Origin of the sequence: Pedobacter frigoris (assembly GCF_032678645.1) — a bacterium.
In the GTDB taxonomy this organism is placed as follows: Bacteria; Bacteroidota; Bacteroidia; order Sphingobacteriales; family Sphingobacteriaceae; genus Pedobacter; species Pedobacter frigoris_A.
Genome location: NZ_JAVTSP010000002.1, coordinates 351,781 through 370,139, shown reverse-complemented (window position 1 = coordinate 370,139; position 18,359 = coordinate 351,781). Strand labels below are relative to the sequence as shown.

General features: G+C 40.5%; 13 protein-coding genes. 6 read left to right on the top strand and 7 right to left on the bottom strand.

Going from position 1 to position 18,359, the window contains the following annotated elements; genetic code table 11:
• Nucleotides 1-75: 75 nt before the first annotated feature.
• Nucleotides 76-1,272: an anhydro-N-acetylmuramic acid kinase gene (locus R2Q78_RS08000; RefSeq protein WP_316790602.1), complete on the bottom strand. Its 1,197-nt coding sequence runs from the start codon at nucleotides 1,270-1,272 to the stop codon at nucleotides 76-78.
• Between the two features lie 463 nt (nucleotides 1,273-1,735).
• On the opposite strand from R2Q78_RS08000, the gene nagB reads away from it, so the two are divergent.
• The 3 genes from nagB (at nucleotide 1,736) to R2Q78_RS07985 (ending at nucleotide 7,841) form a co-directional block, all read left to right on the top strand.
• Complete coding sequence (gene nagB / locus R2Q78_RS07995; protein ID WP_316790600.1) at nucleotides 1,736-3,655, top strand: glucosamine-6-phosphate deaminase; 1,920 nt, start codon at nucleotides 1,736-1,738, stop codon at nucleotides 3,653-3,655.
• Nucleotides 3,656-3,718: 63 nt separating this feature from the next.
• The gene (locus R2Q78_RS07990) at nucleotides 3,719-4,870 is read left to right on the top strand and encodes an acyltransferase family protein (protein ID WP_316790598.1); all 1,152 of its coding nucleotides are present in this window, start codon (nucleotides 3,719-3,721) and stop codon (nucleotides 4,868-4,870) included.
• 109 nt (nucleotides 4,871-4,979) lie between these two features.
• Nucleotides 4,980-7,841, top strand: a complete 2,862-nt coding sequence (locus tag R2Q78_RS07985) for a M16 family metallopeptidase (protein WP_316790596.1) — start codon at nucleotides 4,980-4,982, stop codon at nucleotides 7,839-7,841.
• Between the two features lie 215 nt (nucleotides 7,842-8,056).
• On the opposite strand, the gene R2Q78_RS07980 is transcribed toward R2Q78_RS07985, so the two are convergent.
• Nucleotides 8,057-9,607, bottom strand: coding sequence for a glycoside hydrolase family 10 protein (locus tag R2Q78_RS07980; protein WP_316791570.1), 1,551 nt, complete (start codon nucleotides 9,605-9,607; stop codon nucleotides 8,057-8,059).
• A 187-nt stretch (nucleotides 9,608-9,794) separates the two neighbouring features.
• On the opposite strand from R2Q78_RS07980, the gene R2Q78_RS07975 reads away from it, so the two are divergent.
• Entirely contained in the window at nucleotides 9,795-10,703 is a 909-nt protein-coding gene (locus R2Q78_RS07975) for a hypothetical protein (RefSeq protein ID WP_316790594.1), read from the top strand.
• On the opposite strand, the gene R2Q78_RS07970 is transcribed toward R2Q78_RS07975, so the two are convergent.
• From R2Q78_RS07970 to R2Q78_RS07955, 4 genes are read right to left on the bottom strand one after another with little or no spacing between them, the layout of a single operon-like run.
• The gene (locus R2Q78_RS07970; protein ID WP_316790592.1) at nucleotides 10,695-14,414 is read right to left on the bottom strand and encodes a sensor histidine kinase; all 3,720 of its coding nucleotides are present in this window, start codon (nucleotides 14,412-14,414) and stop codon (nucleotides 10,695-10,697) included. The two genes, R2Q78_RS07975 and R2Q78_RS07970, sit on opposite strands and share 9 nt — an antisense overlap.
• Nucleotides 14,415-14,441: 27 nt before the next feature.
• The gene (gene fabD / locus R2Q78_RS07965; RefSeq protein ID WP_316790591.1) at nucleotides 14,442-15,326 is read right to left on the bottom strand and encodes an ACP S-malonyltransferase; all 885 of its coding nucleotides are present in this window, start codon (nucleotides 15,324-15,326) and stop codon (nucleotides 14,442-14,444) included.
• A gap of 23 nt (nucleotides 15,327-15,349) precedes the next feature.
• On the bottom strand, nucleotides 15,350-15,979 hold the full coding sequence (folE, locus tag R2Q78_RS07960; protein ID WP_316790589.1) for a GTP cyclohydrolase I FolE: 630 nt from the start codon (nucleotides 15,977-15,979) through the stop codon (nucleotides 15,350-15,352).
• A gap of 12 nt (nucleotides 15,980-15,991) precedes the next feature.
• Nucleotides 15,992-16,402 (bottom strand): 6-pyruvoyl trahydropterin synthase family protein, encoded by a 411-nt coding sequence (locus R2Q78_RS07955; RefSeq protein WP_316790587.1) that lies wholly within the window; start codon nucleotides 16,400-16,402, stop codon nucleotides 15,992-15,994.
• 68 nt (nucleotides 16,403-16,470) lie between these two features.
• Between R2Q78_RS07955 and mqnB the strand changes: the two genes are divergently transcribed.
• Together mqnB and R2Q78_RS07945 are read left to right on the top strand one after the other, a co-directional pair.
• A complete protein-coding gene (mqnB, locus tag R2Q78_RS07950; protein WP_316790585.1) occupies nucleotides 16,471-17,103 on the top strand; it encodes a futalosine hydrolase in 633 nt (210 codons plus the stop codon).
• Between the two features lie 34 nt (nucleotides 17,104-17,137).
• On the top strand, nucleotides 17,138-17,977 hold the full coding sequence (locus R2Q78_RS07945) for a 1,4-dihydroxy-6-naphthoate synthase (RefSeq protein WP_316790583.1): 840 nt from the start codon (nucleotides 17,138-17,140) through the stop codon (nucleotides 17,975-17,977).
• On the opposite strand, the gene R2Q78_RS07940 is transcribed toward R2Q78_RS07945, so the two are convergent.
• Complete coding sequence (locus R2Q78_RS07940; protein ID WP_316790582.1) at nucleotides 17,978-18,355, bottom strand: hypothetical protein; 378 nt, start codon at nucleotides 18,353-18,355, stop codon at nucleotides 17,978-17,980.
• Nucleotides 18,356-18,359 lie beyond the last annotated feature (4 nt).

The window sequence follows — 18,359 nt, the reverse complement described above, 5'->3', positions numbered from 1 at the left end:
CAAAAATAGGAAAATTTATGAGAGCTAATGAAAAAAGCTTGCTACCTGCTTATTCTTTAAAAAACTACAGATTCTTTAGGCCGGCAGACTTATTTTACCCATAAAGACGGAGGGAACGCCCTTTCTTTTACCAAAATCAATGGGCTCACCTACCAGTGTTTCATTGGCCAGCAGCGCAAAAAGAACAGCTTCTTTGGCATCGGGATTAATTTCTAAATGGTCCGTAGTATAAAATTGCGCTTCGGGAAGAATTAATTTAAGCTGTTTTACCAGCAAAGGATTACGCATGCCACCACCACTCATATAAACACAGGGCATCTTGTCGCCAAAACACGCAATGATCGCATCAGCAATTACTCTTGCTGTAAAACTGCATAGCGTAGCCATAACATCTTCTTTTTTCAAATCTGAAGTTCCAGAAGACTTCATTGCCTTTTCCAGATAGGCCAAATTGAACAATTCCGGCCCCGTGGTTTTTGGAAACCCGGCCCTTAAAAACGGCGCATTCATCAATTCCCTGAGCAGATTCCCATCCACCACACCTGAACTTGCGATTGCCGCATTTTCATCGAAATACAAACCTTCGTAATTCTGTTGTACAAACTGATCCATCAACGTATTTCCAGGCCCTACATCTGTTGAAAATACCTTAGCCGCATCATGGTCGCCAGGTAAATAAGTAAAATTTGCAATTCCTCCTATATTCAGCATGACTCTGTCTTCTCCCTTTTTAGAGAACACCAGATAATCGCCATAAACCGCCAACGGAGCTCCCTCTCCCCCCGCCGCGATGTGCTTTTGACGAAAATCACTGATCGTCACGATCCCCGTTTTCACTGCAATGTGGTCACCGTCTCCGATCTGAAGGGTTGCATTTGGATATTCCGCTAAACCATGAAGCGATTTGGGTGCATGAAAGATTGTTTGGCCATGGCTGGCTACTACATCAATATCCAGGGGATTCATTCCCCAGGATTTAATGGCTTCCAGTATCATGTTGGCATGAACAATCCCTATTTTTTCGTTCATCAGGCAGACCATTTGCAAATCCGTATCTCTTCTGGAAAAAACAGACTTGATCTCAGCCTTAAATTCAGCAGTATAACCAACTGTTTTAAAATTCAACACTTTCACTGATGTATCCACTCCATGCCCCTTAATCAGACACACAGCAATATCCAACCCATCCATAGAGGTTCCCGACATCAGACCAATGATCAAACGTTCAGGCTTATTGACAATCTCAAAGATCCGGCTCCAGTTCGAATTCATAATTTCGTTGCAATTACTACAATCGCAAGATAGCTATTCTAGCCAAATTTTGCCTGGCAGGACAACGCATAAATAGCCAGATTAGTAGAGTTCAGCTCAAATTCTCTCTTGCTTTTGTCTTGCTTTTCTCTTGCTCCTCTCTTGCTATTGTCTTGCTTTTACAGGAAAACTCCAAAATTAAAGCAATATTTAAGTAAGTTAAAAACGAGATCAAAATACTGAAGAGCATATATAGATTGTTATTTAGTCGACTGCGGTCATTGCCTTAAGTCACCCTAATTATTTTAAAATATTTAGAAGAACACCCCAAACCATAATATGACCTCATGCCCCTGTTCAATCGTTTGCACAATTCAGCATCAAAAAAAAGCCGAAAATATAGGCTTAAGTATCACGTAAAAAGTTTGATATACTCGACAGGTTGGCTATATTTACTGCTCCGTACAAACTTTAAGAACAAAAAATGGCAAGATTAAATCTTCTGGAAGAAACGCGTTTTGAAAAATTACCCGTTTCTGTCTTTGAAAACCCTAAAGCCGCGTCGCTTAGCGTTGCAAAACGTATTGGGAATCTCATTAAAGAGAAACAAAAGAACAATACTCAGGCTGTTTTGGGTTTAGCTACTGGAGCTACACCTATTGCAGTGTATGCAGAATTGGTAAGAATGCATAAAGAAGAGGGATTGAGTTTTAAAAACGTAATCACTTTCAATCTGGATGAATATTATCCAATGCAGCCTGATGCTGCTCAGAGTTATGTTTCATTCATGAATGAGCACTTATTCGCTCACATCGACATTGACAAAAACAATGTAAATATTCCGGATGGCACGCTAGCCCTAGAAGATATTCCTGCTTTTTGCCTTGCTTATGAAAAAAAGATCGGCGATTTAGGCGGACTTGACATTCAGATCCTTGGTATCGGACGTACTGGTCACATTGGTTTCAATGAGCCGGGTTCTGCCCCTAATTCGGGTACCCGTTTAGTTACGCTTGATGACCTGACCAGACGTGATGCGGCAAGAGACTTCGGTGGTAAATCTTTTGTGCCAACAAAAGCAATCACTATGGGTATCGGAACTATTTTCAAAGCCCGTGAGATCATATTGATGGCATGGAACAGGAAAAAAGCTTCGATCATTAAAAAGGCTGTTGAAGGGGAAATCTCAGGTGAAGTACCTGCTACATACCTGCAATTGTCAGACAACGTAGAATTCATATTGGATCAGGATGCAGCTTCTCAACTGACCCGTTTTGATACACCTTGGTTGGTTAAAGACTGTATCTGGGATGAAAAACTGACAAGAAAAGCGGTAATCTGGTTGGCAAACTACTTAGGCAAACCTGTTTTGAAGCTTACTGAAGATGACTTCAACAACAATGGCATGGCTCAGCTGGCTATTGAAAAAGGCCCTGTTTACAACATAAATATCGACATCTTTAATAAACTACAGCATACCATCACCGGCTGGCCGGGTGGTAAACCCAATGCTGATGATTCAGAAAGACCGGAAAGAGCAGAGCCTGCTAAAAAACGCTCTATTATATTCTCTCCACACCCTGATGATGATGTGATTTCAATGGGCGGTACTTTTATCCGTCTGGTTGATCAAAAACATGATGTACATGTAGCTTACCAAACTTCAGGAAACACCGCCGTTTGGGATGATGATGCACTTCGTTTCGTAGAATTTGGCATCGATTTTTCTGAGAAAATGGGCCAGAACCAGGACGAGCTTAGAACGCTTTATCAAAGCATGCGTACTTTCATAGATCAGAAGCAACCTAACCAGGTTGATACTCCTGAAATTCAGGCAGTAAAAGGTTTGATCAGAAAAGGAGAAGCGATTGCAGGTGCGCGTTATTGCGGTCTGGAAGATGATCATATTCATTTCATGGCACTTCCTTTCTACGAAAGTGGCAAAAGCCAGAAAAATCCGGTTACTGATGCAGATGTTGTGCTTACCATGGAATTACTTCAAAAAGTGAAACCTCATCAGGTATTTGCGGCGGGCGATTTCGAAGATCCGCACGGAACACACATCGTATGCTTTAACATCATTCTGGAGGCACTAAGACGCTTATCAAAAACCGAAGAATGGGTTAAGGATTGCTGGTTGTGGATGTACAGAGGTGCTTGGCAAGAGTTTGAAACGCACGAAATTGAAATGGCAGTTCCTTTGAGCCCACAAGAAGTGGAAAGAAAGAAATTTGCAATTTTCAAACACCAGTCGCAAAAAGACAGAGCTGTGTTCCCTGGTGATGATGCAAGGGAGTTCTGGAAAAGAGCAGAAGACAGAAACAGAGAAACTGCTCAGTCCTATGACAATTTAGGATTGGCAGATTACGAAGCAATGGAAGCCTTCGTTCGCTATAAATTTTAATTATATTTATGATCGCTATCGCTCAGGTGGTAGCGATCATATCTAAATTAATTTTTATAGTTCATGACTCAATTATCGTCAAATCCTCCCTCAAGGTTACTTTCCTTAGATTTCTTCAGAGGAATTACGGTAGCCGCAATGATATTGGTCAACAACCCCGGCGACTGGGGACATATATACGCTCCGCTGGAGCATGCCGAATGGAATGGCTGTACGCCTACTGATTTAATTTTCCCTTTCTTTCTTTTTATCGTAGGAGTTTCTATTGCATATGCAATGGGCAGCAAAAAAAGTGACCCTTCAACACATTCAAAAACTATTCTAAAAGCCGTTAAACGGGCACTTATCCTTTTCGGTCTTGGCTTATTTCTATCTCTTTATCCAAAGGTATTTACAGAACCGCTTGAAGCTTTTCAAAATGTGCGAATCCCGGGCGTATTGCAGAGAATCGCAGTTGTCTTTCTGATTGCTACGGTTATATTCCTTAAAAACAGCCAGAAGAACATCTTCAGAATCTTATTAATACTGCTGGCTGTTTATTGGATACTCATGACTTTCGTACCTGTTCCGGGCGTAGGCTATCCTAATCTTGAAAAGGAAACCAACCTGGGCGCCTGGCTCGACCGCAGTGTTTTAACCGAAGCTCATCTGTGGAAATCCTCAAAAAAATGGGATCCTGAAGGCATATTGAGTACACTTCCTGCTATAGCGACGGGGCTATTTGGCGTGCTGGCGGGCATTTATCTGAAACGAAAAGACATTGATGCGGCAACAAAGGTGGTATGGCTGTTTTGTACCGGATGTATGGCTATTATTTTAGGTCTGTTGTGGGATTTACAATTCCCGATCAACAAAGCATTATGGACGAGTTCGTTTGTCCTGTATACCGGTGGACTGGCCACCGTAGTTTTAGCGCTTTGTTACTGGATCATCGACATACAGCAATACAACCGCTTTACAAAGCCCTTTGTGGTCTATGGGGTAAACGCAATTACGGTATTTTTCCTATCCGGACTCATTCCCCGCACGCTGCGGTTATTTAGCATAACTCAGCAGGATGGCAGTAAAACAGACCTGCAATCATGGCTTTATTCCGGGATTTCAGCTCATTTCTCTCCCATCAATGCCTCATTGACCTGGGCCATCTGTTTTGTACTGTTCTGGCTGGTCATTCTCTGGGTGATGTACAAGAAAAAAATAATTATAAAAGTTTAATTTTAAGCCGGTAACAGGATGACATTGCTTGATAAAAAGTTAAATAATGTTAAAAAATTACCGCAGCTAGTAACACGTTGACTAGTTTTACCTCTAACTAACTTTATTTATGAACAACAGAAACAAAATCCTTGTACTAGGGATTACGGCATTAATGGCTGTGAACGCTCCCTCTTACGCACAAAAGAAGCCCGTTGCCGCAAAAAAGCCTGTACAGGCAACCGGTAAAACAGAAGGCACGCTGATCCCGAATGATCCAAATGTGAAAATCGGGAAACTTCCGAATGGTCTTACTTATTACATCAGAAAGAATACTGAGCCTAAAAACAGGGCTGAACTATATCTTGCTACAAGAATAGGTTCTTTAATGGAAGAAGACAACCAGCAAGGGCTGGCCCACTTTACAGAGCACATGGCTTTTAACGGGACTAAAGACTTCCCAAAGAATGAAATGATCAACTACCTGCAAAAAGCAGGTGTACGCTTTGGCGCCGACCTGAATGCGTACACTGGATTTGACCAGACGGTATACCAGCTGCCTATTCCTACGGATAGCACGGTGGTTTTCAAAAATGGCTTTAAGATACTGGCCAACTGGGCCGGAAAGGTACTCATGGACGGAGAAGAAATAGATAAAGAGCGTGGAGTTATTATAGAAGAAGATCGTCAGAGAGGTAAAAATGCTCAGGAACGCATGAGTAAACAATTGCTTCCGCTATTGTTGAAAGGTTCCCGCTATGAAAATCGCATCCCCATCGGCAAGATCGATATCCTGCAAACCTTTACTCATGATAAAATCAGGAATTTTTACAAAGACTGGTACAGACCAAATCTTCAGGCGGTAATCGCTGTGGGTGATTTTGACGTGAACGAAGTTGAACAATTGATTAAAACTAACTTTTCAGGCCTAACAAACCCTGCAAGTCCTAAGCCCCGCTTGAAATATGATTTGCCTGATAATAAAGAGCCTCTGATTAAGATCATTACGGATCCGGAACAGTCGTACAATGTTGCTCAGATCATGTATAAACAACGCGGCAACGTTTCGAAAACTACCGCTGATTACAAAAAGAAACTGATGTACAGCATGGTCAACAGCATGCTTGGAGCAAGGTTGCAAGAAATTCTGCAAAAAGGAAATGCCCCGTTCATCTTTGCTCAAAGTAACTATGGACCATACCAGGGTGGATTGGTATCGGGTATCAATGCACTGCAAACTACAGTCGCGGCTAAATCTGCAGCCACTTTAGAGCAGGCATTCTCTGCTGCTCTTGCTGAAAATGAAAGAATGAGCAAGTATGGCTTTGTACAGTCGGAGTTAGATGTGGCTAAGAAAAACATCATTGCAGGATCAGAAAAACAGTTCAAAGAAAAAGACAAAACTCCATCTTCTTCTTTTGTACAACAGTACCTGAATAATTTCCTGACCAGCAGCCCTATCCCTTCAATCGATTTCGTTTATGGGGAAACGCAGAAAGCCGTGGGAAGCATTACCCTTGCGGAAGTCAATGCACTGGCCAAGACTTTGATCACGAAAGACAACCAGATCATCATCATACAAGCTCCAGAAAAGGACAAAGCAACACTACCTACAGAAGCACAAATGCTTGCTGCCGTTAAAAACGCTGGAAGTGGAGTAGCTGCTTATGTAGACAATTCAGTAAACAAACCACTACTGGAAAAAAAGCCAGTGGCAGGAAAAATCGTTAGCGAAACTAAGCCTGATGCAATTGGCGTAACAGAGCTTACGCTAAGCAATGGCATCAAAGTGCTATTGAAGCCTACTGATTTTAAAAATGACCAGATCATTTTCAGTTCCTTTTCAAAGGGCGGAACTTCGCTGGCAACTGATCAGAATTTTCAGTCTGTGCAAATGGTTAGCTTAATCCCTGAAAGTGGCGTAGGTGCATTTAATCCGACCCAATTGAATAAATTACTTGCCGGCAATACGGGAAGAGGTGGTGCCTATATAGATGACCTTTATCAGGGATTTAGTGGCAGTGCTTCTCCTAAAGATTTGGAAACCGCATTTCAGATGGTTTATGCCTATGCAACAGATCCCCGCAAAGACGCAGAAATATTCAATAAGAACATTGATGATTACAAGGTAGTTCTGGCAAATAAAAACGCCAACCCTACCAGTGTTTTTTCAGATACGGTACAAGCTGTATTGTCTTCTTATCACAAACGCGCTATGCCAATGACGCTTGAGGACCTAAGTAAGGTTTCTTTAGATGAGGCTTTTGCTTTCTATAAAGACCGTTTCGCTGACGCGAGTGAACAAACCTTTGTGATCGTAGGTAATTTCGACATCAACAGCCTAAAACCCCTTATTGAAACCTATATCGCCAGTTTGCCTGCTTTAAACAAAAAACAGAATTATGCAGACAATGGTGTAAGGTCTCCAAAAGGAAAGATCAGCAAAACTGTTTACAAAGGCCTGGAGGATAAAGCTTCTGTAGAGCTTTACATTCACGGAGACTATGAATTTAACGAACTAAACAATACACAGCTTGAAGCTTTAAAAGCTGCTCTTGAGATTAAAATTCTAGAGCGTTTACGCGAAAAAGAAAGTGGTGTGTATAGCCCGGGGGTAAGCTTAAGTGTGCAGAAATATCCTGATGCGCATTATTACTTCAACATATCGTTCAGCTGTGCGACAGCCAATGTAGAAAAACTGGTTGCAGCATCTTTGGATGAGATCAGCAAAATCAGAACAAGCGGTGCTACTGCTGATGACATCAGTAAGTTTAAATCTGAAGAACAACGTCAGGTAGAACTTAGCCTTCGCAACAATGGGTTTTGGTTAAGCTACATCAGCAGCCGCTTAAAAAACGGTGAGTCTTTTGAGCAGATCCTGAATTATAAAAAGACTTTAGATGCTGTTTCTGTAGAGAGCACAAAAGCAGCGGCACAGAAATATTTAACGGATGAGAATTATATCCGTTTGGTATTGATGCCTCAGAAATAACAATTTAAAGAGGCTGTCTGAAAAGGTACGTTGATTAACAATTTGAAGCTGTCGTCATTTCGAGGAACCGGGAAATCTCTTGTTTAGATTCAATTCAAGAGATCTCCCGATGAATCGTGACAAGTTCTCTCGATGTTCGAGATGACGACAGTTTACAATAGCGGTAATTTACAATAATGAAGGCTTATAAAACAGTCCTTTACATTACTAACAATTTATTGGGGCATTGGATCTTGTTTTGCCAGGATACCAACCGGGCCACTAGGCTCACTTTCATTTTTTAGTCTGTCCAAAGCTGTAACCAGGTAATTATATCTTTTCCCTTTCTCTACACCTGTATCGATATAAGAGGTAAAATCTTCAAAGCTGATCTTCAGGATATTTTTAGCATTCAGGATATCTATAGGCTCGCCCTCTTCAAAACGATAGATTACATATCCTGAAGCCGTCTCATCGTCCTCTGCCTTCAGAGGCTTCATCCATTTCAGGTGAACACCATCGTCCATCGCATCAGCAGTAAGCTGCTGGGGTTTATTAGGCACGATGTCATCGAGCCAGGGCATCTGGGGCGGCAATGCAGGGTACTTATAAAGATCGTTGCGCAGGGAGTCTCCCGTTGCCCTTGCTACCGTAGAAAAAGACTTCGAGCTAAAGTAAACACTTCCCTGAACCCTGTTGTTGTTTCTGATATACCTTACCTGTTCCGGAATCTGATCCGGCTCACGCCAGGCAGCTTCCATTTTCTGATTCATTAAATAAGCAGCCTGTCCAATGTACAAATGTCTGCCATAGGTGTTATTGCTCCACCAGTCGACCAATGTACCAAACGGCGCTGCTTTACGGGTAAAACTGAAATAAATCTGTGGGTTAATGTAATCTACCCAACCTTCTTTTACCCATTTTCTTGAATCAGCAAAAAGTTCGGCATAATTAGATAAACCGTTAGTTGCTGATCCCTGTGGATCTTCATTGCTGTTTCTCCAGATTCCAAAGGGACTAATACCAAATTTAATGTACTTCTTATAGTGGTGAATGCTATCATCAAGCTGCTTAATCAGCAGGTCCACATTATTTCTTCTCCAATCGTTGACATTCGTAAAGCCATTGGGATATTTACTAAATGTAGCTCCGTCATTGATTCTTTGTCCCGCAACCGGATACGGGTAAAAATAATCATCGAAATGGATACCATCGATATCATAGCCTTTTACCACATCCAGAATCACCTGTACAATGTATTCCCTTACCTCGGGTATTCCCGGATCAAATTGCTTTTTACCTGCATAAGTAAAGAATAAATCAGGGCGCTTCCTCGTCATATGGTCTTCATGGATGAGCGCATTAGGGCTCATGGTAGCACGATACGGATTGAACCAGGCATGCAACTCCATACCCCTGAAATGAGCTTCCTTAATGGCAAAAGCCAGGGGGTCATATCCCGGACTCGGAGCTATTCCCTGCTTACCCATCAGCCATTGGCTCCATGGTTCTCTGGATTTAGTGTAAAATGCATCAGCAGCAGGCCTAACTTGCAGTACAATGGCATTCATGCCATTGGCTTTGTGCTGTTCCAAAAGGCCTATAAGCTCTTGTTTTTGTTTATCTACACTCAGTCCCGGCTTGGAAGGCCAGTCAATATTAGAGACCGTAGCAACCCAAACTCCTCTAAACTCTCTTTTTGGAGCAATTTTTGATGTGTTCTGAGCCGCTAGGGGGATTGGTAATATAAGAATAGATAAAAGCGCATAAAGAGTAAGTTTAAGCATCATTTGTAATGTAGAGTTGTAAAAAAAATTGTTTCATTTGTTGTTTTCAGAATACATTTCAGCGGCTGACTTAAGCAAGTAAACGAATTTTTTCATAGTCTCATACAAAATGAATGTTTTTTTTACCATTTGTTAGATTTTTATTTATGTTCGCCCCCTTAACTAAATCTTAAAGAATTAAAAATTAATGTCAGACCATAAAGATATAGTGAACAAGGGGGACCGCAATAAAATCTATTTTCTTGTTGTGGTGATTGTTGCATTACTAGGCACAAATGCATATCTATATATCAAAGATGACCGTGATAGTCAGAGACTTACAAGCGTAAATACAGAAAAAGACCGTCTAAAGCTAGAGGTCGAGAAAATTGAAGTAGAACTGGATAAAGTGAACACCCTGAACATTTCTTTAAGCGAAAAACTGATCAAAGAACAGGAAATGGCCAGATTGAAGATCGCGGAATTAAAGCTTGCACTTCAAAAAGGTCTTTTAACACAGGTGGAACTGGAAAAAGCACAAGAACAGGTTAAAGAGCTAAGGGTATTTGTAAAAACCTATAACGATGACATCCAACGTCTTGAAAGAGAAAACTCCCTTTTAAAATCTGAAATGGATAGCCTGAAAGCGTCTGAAAGCTCAGCAGCCAGGAGGGCCCAGGAGCTGGAAAGAAGAAATCAGGAACTGGATGCCAAAGTAAAAACCAGTGCGTCATTAAAGGCTTCAAATGTACATGTTACTGCCTATAGGGTAAAAAGCAGCGGGAAGAACATTGAGGTAACTAAAGCCTCTACTGCAAAAAAACTGAGTGTATCATTCGATATTGTACCTAATCAACTTGCAAAAAAAGACTACCACAAGATTTATCTGCGGGTATTTGATCCGGCTGGCAACCTGATTGCTAATGAAAATAACATGTTTGAGGCAGATGGGCAGGAAATGCAATACAGTTATTCGACATCAATATCTTACAACGACGACAACACTTCTTATACGATGGACTGGATTAACCCAAATAGCTTCATTAAAGGTACATATTCCATTATATTGTATGCCGACGGTTATACTATGGGCCGCTCATCTATTGAATTAAGATAAAGGGAAACTGAGATAGAAAGTAGTCCCTATATCTGCTACAGATTTAAAATCTATATTTCCCCCGGCATTTTCTACAGCCTGCTTAACAAATGCCAGCCCCAGTCCGGTTCCGGAAGATTTGGTGGTAAAATTCGGTACAAATATTTTATCCTGTAAAGAAACATCAATACCCCTTCCATTGTCCATGACCTCGATGTAAACTTTATTGTAATCATTTACAAGAGCGATCTTAATGATGCATTTTTTATTGGCATCAGCAGCTTCTATGGCATTTTTAAACAAGTTATTGAAAGTCCGCAGTAACTGGTCCTTATCGCCCAGTACATAAATATGAGCACGTGTATTATTGATCACAAAGATCTCCACATCCTCTGTATTGGTAAAAATATCCTTTGCCTGTTCTATGATCGGCAAAAGCTCCAGCTTTTCCAGCTTGGTATCCGGCATTTTGGCAAAATTAGAGAACTCAGATGCGATAGTAGAAAGGCTGTCAATCTGCTCAATAAATGACTTATTGAAACGTTCAAATTTCTTTTCAAAGTTGGGATCTTTCTCCTTCCAGGATTTCTCCAGCAATTGCACACCGAGCTTCAATGGCGTTAATGGATTTTTGATCTCATGTGCCACCTGTTTAGCCATTTCCCTCCATGCACTTTCCCGTTCCGATCTGGCCAGTTTTACCGCACTCTCCTCCAGTGCTCCGATCATCTTGTTGTATTCCTTAATTAAAGAGCCTATTTCGTCATGCCTGGACCATACAATGGGTTGGTTCTTTTGCCCCCATTTGGTCTTTTTAATACTGTCCTGGATAAAAGTAAGCGGACTTGTAATCTGATTGGCCAGGAACACTGCGAGAATTCCTATGGCTACAAACACAAGCGCATAGATATTGATCAATGTATTGATAAACACCCCTATTTTACTTTGGTAATCGGTCTCATTGGCATAATACGGAATACCAATATAAGCCACTGTTTGATTTTGTGCATTTCTAATCGGGGCATATGCTGCCGAATAGATAAATGTACCAATCTTTTCTTTGTCGTTGATATATTCAGATTTCTGAAGTTGATTCAAATTGATGTACGCTTTCGAATCCATCCTCCGCCCCATAATACCAAGATCGTACATCTTTGGAAGAGAAGTAAACAACAGCTTCCCATTTTGATCAAATAAATTCAGGTAAGAGGCGTTGATATCTGCAAACTGCTCAAAATCATTAATTGCCTCATTTGTCTGAGCCGGCACTCCCGAAATAAAAATCTGTTTCTCGTAAGATTGCTGCACCTTACGAAGCTTTTCTTTAATAAAATCCTGCTGTTGCTTGCGGTAACCGTCACGGATGTAAAAATAGGTTGTCCACCCGACAATCAACAAAGTAGCTACCACCGAAAGAACGATAGAGAATTGTATCCTGGTTTTGTACAGGATCTTATTGGCATTGATCATCAACGAACGGTTGATGTTAAACCAGCCGCCCCAACTTTCATCCAGGTTTTTCAATAACCATATTAAGGTGTAAAGCGTAATAGAGAACAATATAAATACCAGGAAAAAGAAAGATAAAGTAGCCAATTTGATGACATAAGAAACATTTTCCTTGCTAACAACTATAACTTTTGATGAACCAGGAGAATAAACAAGATGGGTATAATCCTGGTCATCTTCAAAGAAATGAGTTTGCGGATGCTCCTTTACAAAATCACCAATAGACAATCTGTAGGTATATTTCCCCGCTTGATTTTCAAGGCTTCCGTCTTTATAAAAAGCGATGGAATAATTGCTGTAATCATCATCATTTTTGATTGTACGGTCTACCAGTATCTCAGGAACCAAGCCTTTATAATTATAAGGCTGCGATTTCAATTCTATCACTAGTGTACCGAGAATCCTGCCATTCTCAAAAATGGGAATGATGCCAAAATAATTCTGGTAACCAAAGGTATCATTCAGTCTGTAGAAATAATTTGATTCCGGAGCCTTTACAGAGCCCGATTGCACCAGCCCTTTAAAATAGCTTAAAGGCACATTTTCAGTCCCGGTAATGGAGGAATCTAAACTATTGTATTCAAAAATATTATATTCAAAACGCGGCAGGTATTTGCCAAGGTATTTTTTATCGATGTTCTTCTGAAGTTCAGCAGCACTGTTTAAAGCCGGCTGCTTAAAGTAGTTTTGCACAAAATTGTTGGAAGCTATCCCGGTTTCCAGGTTTTCGATGACGCTGATGACCGTAAAATCATCGGTAGCAACCAGTTTCTGTGCAATGCTCTGTCTATTGCTCCTTTCCTTTTCATCTATAAACCTCAAGTACTTAACGGAAGAAATGAAAGCGAGGCAAAAGAATAAGGAAGCAAATATGCCTATTGAGAACCTATTCTCCCGGACATAGAAGTTCCAGGCCATGATGAAAATGAACAGCGCATAGGCTATAAAAAATATGCTGAACCCATCTTCTAACCTCAGCAGAAAGTAGGCGCAGAACGTGCCTAAAAATAAAATAGATCTTTCTCTATTGGTTACATTTAACTGCAGTGTCTGCTGCATAAAAATATTTGCTACAATATAGATATTGAACCAAACCAGGCATAGTATAATGATGCTCACCCAGGTGATCCAGCCCAGATTAACAATATTGGTGATGTCAAAGTTGATTTTGGAGTTAATGATGAGACCTAAAAAGACACGATCAAATAAAAATGCAATTGCACCAAAAATAACCAGCAGTAAAAAGTGTAAAATGTAGCCAACAGCCTTACTTTTAGTCAACCACAATGGCAGTTTATACTTGTCGTTGTAGGTATATACAAAAAGTACGATCCAGGTAACAGCTATTACATTGAGCAGAAAATCCCCTAATGAAGGCATTAAAAAACTCTCCGCATATATTTTAGGGCTAAATATCAGGAGGTTGAATTGCTGATTGAACCAGCCATATTCCAGATCTGTAATCCTTATGGTAACAAAGAAAAGTGAGATAAGAATAGTTGCGAGCACCAGATGTCCTTTCTTGGCAAGCCAGGCACAAACAGAATTGAAGAAGAGGCAAAAACTAAAAAGACCGATCACCCAGAGCCATACTTCTACAGTCGCATAGATACTGGTGGAATATCCCGGTCTCAATTTCACTTCAAATAACAACGTCCCTTCAATATTACTGATACCAAAAACTTCCTTGTCTGCAAATGTGGCCAGAGACAATGAATTTACATCTATCAATGTACTGGATATACCACTGTCGAGGTATTGATTATCGATGCTATACTGGTCTTTAACCGCTATCAGGAACAAAATGGTATAATCACCTGAAGTTTTTTTGATGACTTCATAATACCCATTAACTATTTTCGAGAATGAGGAGCCATCCTTAAAGACCTCAGGATCTGGGGGAATGGTCTTAATGGAGCTCCAGAATTTAAGTTGTCCATTCCTATAGGTAAGAATGTCAATACCTTTTGAGCTATAATTATTAATGAAGTTCAGTCCATATTCTTCATTAAGTTGAAATTTTTTAGCCAGTTCAATCTGTTTTGAACTGGCTAAAAAATCATGTACTAGTCTTTCATTTGCATTGAGGCTTTTTTGAAGCTTACGCGCTTCGTGGCTAAGTAATTCCTTTTTTGTGATCGAATGCTTTAGCGATAGTGCTGTCACTATACAGCAAGCACCCAATATCAATAAAAGAAATCTTATTTTACCTCCTATGCTCACGCTAAACTATTTTATGTAACCGAAGTATTATGCAGTCGTTGTAGCTGAGCTTGTCTGTACTTCTCTGCTTACTTTTTTCACCAGGCCTTGTAGTACATTTCCCGGGCCAACTTCAACAAACTGATCTGCTCCGTCGGCAATCATTTGCTCAACGGTCTGTGTCCACTTAACCGCCCCCGTTAATTGGGTAATTAAATTTTCTTTTATCTTTTGGGGATCAGTATTCGCTACAGGATCAACATTCTGATAAATAGGACAAACAGGAGGCATAATGGATACATTTTCAATCGCTTCCTGCAATTCTAAGCGTGCCGGCTCCATCAGCGGCGAATGGAAAGCACCGCCTACATTTAACTTTAATGCACGCTTTGCTCCGGCTGCCGTCAACTGCTGGCAGGCGATATCAACGCCTTCGATACTTCCAGAGATCACAATTTGTCCAGGACAGTTATAATTAGCTGCCACAACAACTTCATCAATACCATTGCAGATTTCCTCCACTACTTCATTGGCCAGCCCAAGAATCGCGGCCATTGTCGATGGTTGTGCCTCACAAGCTTTTTGCATCGCATTGGCACGTGTGATTACCAGTTTCAATCCGTCCTCAAAAGACAATGCATTGGCAGCAACCAAAGCAGAAAATTCACCAAGCGAATGTCCAGCTACCATATCCGGCTGAAAATCGGCACCCAGCGTCTTTGCCAGTATAACAGAGTGAAGAAATATAGCAGGCTGAGTTACTTTTGTTTCTTTAAGCTCTTCATCGCTTCCCGAGAACATGATGTCGCTGATGCGAAAACCAATGATCTCATTGGCTTTTTCAAAAAGTGCTTTAGCCTGTTCATTTTCATATAATTCTTTGCCCATTCCAGAGAATTGAGCTCCTTGTCCTGGAAATACGTATGCTTTCATAAATGATTTATTGTTTGGTTTGATTAGTGTAAATTGGCTGTAATTAGTCTCAAGAACTCAGCCCTCGTTTTGTCTTTTGCAAATTCTCCCGTAAAAGCAGATGTAGTAGTCACAGAATTTTGTTTCTGTATGCCACGCATGGCCATACATAAGTGTTTGCACTCAATAACAACTGCAACGCCTGCCGGCTGTAATGTTTCCTGGATACAATCTCTGATCTCATTGGTCAGGCGCTCCTGTACCTGTAACCTGCGTGCAAATGCATCAACGATACGTGGTATTTTGCTTAATCCAACAATATGTCCATTTGGGATGTAAGCAACATGTGCTTTACCAAAAAATGGAAGCATGTGGTGCTCGCACATAGAAAAAACTTCTATGTCTTTTACTACGACCATTTGGCTATAATCTTCCTTAAACATCGCACTGCGTAGTATTTCAGCCGGATTCAGGTCATATCCATGCGTTAAATACTGCAAAGCTTTGGCTACGCGTTCAGGAGTTTTCACCAATCCCTCTCTTTCAGGATCTTCTCCAAGCTGCCCTAAAATATCTTTATAATGATGAGCTACTGAAGCTATTTTTCCTTCATTGTAACGGTCTATTTTAATGTAACCGTCTTCTTCTTCATCGAAATGGTTATGATTGTTCATATTTGTGCTTTATTAACCGAAATACTCAACAAAATTATTCTCGGTTTCGTAAATTTTAATGCTATGTAGATGTGCACCTGATTCAGCAATCAATGAATACAGTTCATCCCAAATTGCTATTGCCAGGTTTTCAGTAGAGGCCAATTTATCTTTCATGAAATCAACGTCAAGATTTAAATTCCTATGGTCGATTTTATCTACTACTGAAACATTTATAATGTCTTTCAACCACTTCAGATCAACCAAAAATCCAGTCTCAGGATTCACCTCACCCTTAACGGTAACATACAACTGATAGTTATGTCCATGCCAGTTTGGATTGGCGCACTTCCCATAAACTGCTTCGTTTTCTTCGGCAGTCCAGTCAGGCCTGGAAAGTTTGTGCGCTGCGTTAAATGATGCTTTTCTTGTTATATATATCATTTATATAAGGTTATAAAGTTTGTTATATCGCCCCAAATATACGCAGAAAATAGCTAACTTAGTGATCTATGAAGCCCCTTATAGTTGCTGCGACCATACCTGAAATCGCCATTTTAATCGCAAATTTTAATTTGCATGAAAAGGAATTCATACAATCTCCTGAATTTGACATTTTAATTACGGGAGTAGGAATGACAGCTACTGCATTTGCCCTTGGTAAACATTTGTCTCCGAAATATAACCTTGTTTTAAATCTCGGGATTGCTGGAAGTTTCGACAGGTCTTTATCGCTGGGAACAGTAGTCAACATTACGACTGATGAATTTGCAGAACTTGGCGCCGACGACAAAACTCATTTTATCAGTATCGATGAGCTTGGATTTGGAAAGTCAAAATACTCAGCCTATAACAACCTCTTAAATGACCATATTACACAGCTGAAAAAAGTGAACGGGATTACCGTAAATCGTGTAAATGGAAGCGAAGAAAGCATCAAAAGCATTACAGACAGACTTAACCCTACAACAGAAAGTATGGAAGGTGCAGCTGTTTTATATTGCTGTGAGCAGACATCAACGCCCTGCCTCCAGATCCGAAGCATTTCCAATTATGTTGAACCCCGCAACAGGGAAAACTGGAATATCGGCCTTGCCATAAAAAACCTGAACAACTGGGCAATTGGATTTTTGACAAATACATAACTAAACGTGTTCAGGTTGTAGCTACCTTAGCTCCATGAAACTTAGCTTAGGATTTTCACCTTGCCCCAACGATACATTTATTTTTGATGCGCTCATACACCATAAAATCGATACAGAAGGATTAGATTTCGAGGTATCTTTTGATGATGTTGAAACGCTAAATCAAAAGGCTTTTCGCGGGGAGCTCGACATTACCAAATTAAGCTTTCATGCCTTTGCTCATCTGTATGATAAATATGCTTTGTTAGATGCAGGAAGTGCCTTAGGATTTGGAGTAGGTCCAATGCTGATCAGCAAGCGCAAAGATCTGACACCGGAAAACCTCAGTGCTGACTTAAAAATCGGAATTCCTGGAAAATACACCACAGCGAATTTTCTTCTTGGGATTGCTTTTCCCCATTTGGCGAATAAACAGGAAATGGTTTTCTCCGACATAGAACCTTCACTATTAAGCGATAAGATTGATGCCGGACTGATCATTCATGAGAACCGCTTTACTTATGCAGAAAAAGGCCTGACAAAAATTATAGATCTTGGCAATTACTGGGAAGAGCTTACCGGCTGCGCAATCCCCTTGGGAGGCATCGTAGTCAACAGAAAACTCGAAAGGGACGTTCAGGAAAAGGTAAACAGATTAATCAGAAAATCTGTAGAATATGCGTTTGCCAATCCAAAGTCCGGCATTTCATTCATCAAGTCCCATGCACAGGAAATGAGCGAGGAAGTCATGTACAAACATATAGACCTCTATGTAAATCAATATTCTGTAGACCTGGGAATTGAGGGCAGAAAGGCAATAGATGTGATGTTTAAAATGGCACAGGAGAAAGGTGTTATAAAGCCCTTGGACAGCAGTCTTTATTTGATGCCTTAATTAGTTACAAGGGCCGTCAGGTATCTCTTTGGTTATTTTAAGCAGTTTGGTAACCACCATCGTAGAATCAAAGTCGGCGGAAACAATTAAACTATCCGATTTGATCAGGTGGCATTCTACTTCGATATAAACCGGTTCATAAGGCTTTTCAAAGTTAAAATTACTATAGGCAAGTTCTAATGTTTTGGCACTATCAGCCACCCAATACTCTCTCCCTTCTTCACAATCGGTAAATGATTTGATCTCGGGACCATAGCTATACAAACCTTTTATAACTCTCGTAGTGTTTTTATTTTCCTGCTCCGATTTCTGGTTACAAGCGGTAATAAATGCTGCAAGTGCAAAAAATAGAACAATGTATTTAGTATGTAGATTCATATGG

Bases quoted from the DNA above. Each gene is read 5' to 3' on its own strand.
- R2Q78_RS08000 (WP_316790602.1), bottom strand. From the start codon at position 1,272: ATGAATTCGAACTGGAGCCGGATCTTTGAGATTGTCAATAAGCCTGAA.
- nagB (WP_316790600.1), top strand. From the start codon at position 1,736: ATGGCAAGATTAAATCTTCTGGAAGAAACGCGTTTTGAAAAATTACCC.
- R2Q78_RS07990 (WP_316790598.1), top strand. From the start codon at position 3,719: ATGACTCAATTATCGTCAAATCCTCCCTCAAGGTTACTTTCCTTAGAT.
- R2Q78_RS07985 (WP_316790596.1), top strand. From the start codon at position 4,980: ATGAACAACAGAAACAAAATCCTTGTACTAGGGATTACGGCATTAATG.
- R2Q78_RS07980 (WP_316791570.1), bottom strand. From the start codon at position 9,607: ATGCTTAAACTTACTCTTTATGCGCTTTTATCTATTCTTATATTACCA.
- R2Q78_RS07975 (WP_316790594.1), top strand. From the start codon at position 9,795: ATGTCAGACCATAAAGATATAGTGAACAAGGGGGACCGCAATAAAATC.
- fabD (WP_316790591.1), bottom strand. From the start codon at position 15,326: ATGAAAGCATACGTATTTCCAGGACAAGGAGCTCAATTCTCTGGAATG.
- folE (WP_316790589.1), bottom strand. From the start codon at position 15,979: ATGAACAATCATAACCATTTCGATGAAGAAGAAGACGGTTACATTAAA.
- R2Q78_RS07955 (WP_316790587.1), bottom strand. From the start codon at position 16,402: ATGATATATATAACAAGAAAAGCATCATTTAACGCAGCGCACAAACTT.
- mqnB (WP_316790585.1), top strand. From the start codon at position 16,471: ATGAAGCCCCTTATAGTTGCTGCGACCATACCTGAAATCGCCATTTTA.
- R2Q78_RS07945 (WP_316790583.1), top strand. From the start codon at position 17,138: ATGAAACTTAGCTTAGGATTTTCACCTTGCCCCAACGATACATTTATT.
- R2Q78_RS07940 (WP_316790582.1), bottom strand. From the start codon at position 18,355: ATGAATCTACATACTAAATACATTGTTCTATTTTTTGCACTTGCAGCA.